This is a genomic window from Sagittula marina, from assembly GCF_014196795.1.
In the GTDB taxonomy this organism is placed as follows: Bacteria; Pseudomonadota; Alphaproteobacteria; order Rhodobacterales; family Rhodobacteraceae; genus Sagittula; species Sagittula marina.
In genome coordinates this window covers 1-2,154 of record NZ_JACIEJ010000038.1, presented here as the reverse complement: position 1 = coordinate 2,154, position 2,154 = coordinate 1, and the positions used below count along the sequence as shown (strand labels likewise).

The window sequence follows — 2,154 nt, the reverse complement described above, 5'->3', positions numbered from 1 at the left end:
CTTGTCCGACCATTGGCGCGGGATGGAGCAGCCCGGTAGCTCGTCAGGCTCATAACCTGAAGGTCGTAGGTTCAAATCCTACTCCCGCAACCAACAAATACATCACAAGCGTCCAAGCCAAACAGCTTGTGGCGCTTTTGATGTGTTCAAAATCTCAAAATCCAATACTTCGACGCGGTCTCCCTACCAGGGGACCTGTCTGCTTCCAACGCTCGCCAGATCCAGAATGGCACCCAACTCACCATAGAGTTCGATGACATGCCCGTGCTCGGCGGCGTCATCCGGGATCATCCGCACCTCGGAAACCAGTCCCCGCAATGCCTCAGTCGCCTCAAGCCGGGCGAAGTCGTTGTTCAAGGATGCGGTGAGGTCGGCAACTTTCTGGCGGTAGACTGACCTGCCCCTGAACTTTCATCCAGCCGCGACCGGAGTCCGAGGGTTGTTTACGCCGATTGGCGCAGGTTGAGCAGTCGCCCGACGCGCGGAGCTTTCATCTCGCGCAGCGGGGCGGGCGATTGCGGTGGTCAGGGGCCGCGCATAGTCGGCCGGGGTCTCGTAACCTAAAGCCGAATGCGGGCGTTCGGTGTTGTCGTCGGCAGCCCAGGCGGCGATCACGACACGGGCATGGGCCAGGTTGCGGAACATGGTCTCGTTGAGCAGCTCGTCGCGCATCCGACCGTTGAAACTCTCCACGGAGCCATTCTGCATCGGTTTTCCCGGCGCGATGTAATGCCACTCGACGCGGTTCTCGGAACACCAGCGCAGGATCGCATTCGAGGTCAGTTCCGTCCCGTCGCCATTGTGGCTCGGACCAATGGCGCAACAATGGCAACTTGGACTTGCATCACTTCCGTTCCGGTTATCTGCGAGCAATGCTCGCCATGAAGGAGACCGGATATGGCACCCAAACACAGTGAAGATTTCAAACGTGAGGCGGTTCGGATCGCGACGCATAGTGGCCTGACACGGCGACAGGTGGCCTCAGATCTTGGAGTTGGGTTTTCGACCCTGGGCAAGTGGATGCGGGATTACTCGACCGATCCCGCTGCCGCCGAGGACGCGGATCTGCGCCGCGAGAATGAGCGATTGCGTAAAGAGAACCGTATCCTGCGGGAGGAGAGGGAGGTGTTAAAAAAAGCGGCAATCTTCTTCGCAGGTCAAAAGCAATGAGATTTCAATTCATTGCCGAGTATCGCGGAGATCTTTCACGAGCCCATCTGTGCCGGATGATGAAGGTGTCGGACCGTGGGTTACGGGCGTGGCGCAGCAGACCGCCCTCACATCGCCAGCGTCGTGACATGATCCTTCTGACACATATCCGCGAACAACACCGGCTCAGTCTGGGGAGCTATGGCCGCCCGCGCATGACGCAGGAATTAAACGAATTGGGCATTCATGTAGGGCAACGAAGGGTCGCCCGGATCATGCGCGACAACGGCATCCAGGTTCTGCGCAGCCGCAAATTCAAACGCACGACCGACAGTGATCACAGCTTCAACATCGCCCCGAACCGACTGAGCCAGGATTTCACGGCGACGGCGCCAAACCAGAAGTGGGCTGGGGACATAACTTACATCTGGACGCGTGAAGGTTGGGCCTATCTCTCTGTCATCATTGATCTATATTCGCGGCGCGTGATCGGTTGGGCGATCAGTAACCGTATGAAGCAGGACTTGGCCCTACGTGCTTTGGACATGGCCATCGCCCTGCGTCGCCCCCCACCTGGCTGCATTCACCACACCGATCGCGGAGCCCAATACTGCGCTCATGAGTACCAGAAGCGCCTGCGTCGTCATAAGTTGCGACCTTCAATGAGCGGCAAGGGAAATTGCTTTGACAATTCGGCTGTCGAGAGCTTCTTCAAATCCCTCAAAGCCGAATTGATCTGGCGGGACACGTGGCAAACGCGCCGGGACGTCGAAGTCGCTGTGTTCGAATACATCAACGGCTTCTACAATCCTCGCAGGCGCCATTCAGCGCTGGACGGCAAATCACCCGTGGCCTTCGAAAAGATCGCCGCCTAAAATGAGCAACACACCGGAACGAAAACGGTGCAAGTCCACGGTGTTCTTTGCGAGCCAAAAGCCGTGAGGTTTAAGTTCATTGAAGAACACCGAAATCAGTTTCCAACAGAGCGCTTGTGTAGGGTTATGG

At 57.5% G+C, this 2,154-nt stretch carries 2 protein-coding genes, 1 tRNA gene and 1 pseudogene; 2 read left to right on the top strand and 2 right to left on the bottom strand.

All coding sequences use genetic code 11. The annotated features are described in order from the left end of the window. The first annotated feature begins 16 nt into the window (after positions 1-16). Positions 17-93: transfer RNA gene (locus tag GGQ68_RS24040), tRNA-Met, on the top strand. Between the two features lie 90 nt (positions 94-183). Here the strand turns inward: GGQ68_RS24040 and GGQ68_RS24190 are convergent. Together GGQ68_RS24190 and GGQ68_RS24035 are read right to left on the bottom strand one after the other, a co-directional pair. Continuing rightward, positions 184-357 carry a hypothetical protein gene (locus tag GGQ68_RS24190; RefSeq protein WP_221235724.1) on the bottom strand — a complete coding sequence of 58 codons (174 nt, stop codon included), beginning with the start codon at positions 355-357 and terminating at the stop codon, positions 184-186. 54 nt (positions 358-411) lie between these two features. After that, positions 412-795, bottom strand: a pseudogene (locus GGQ68_RS24035) (integrase core domain-containing protein); the annotation flags it as partial. Positions 796-897: 102 nt separating this feature from the next. Between GGQ68_RS24035 and GGQ68_RS24030 the strand changes: the two are divergent. Next, positions 898-2,024 (top strand): IS3 family transposase gene (locus GGQ68_RS24030; protein WP_425502999.1). Its coding sequence is split into 2 segments (ribosomal slippage): positions 898-1,159 and positions 1,159-2,024, totalling 1,128 coding nucleotides; the frame shifts between segments, so codons are not numbered across the junction. The last annotated feature ends 130 nt before the right edge of the window (positions 2,025-2,154 follow it).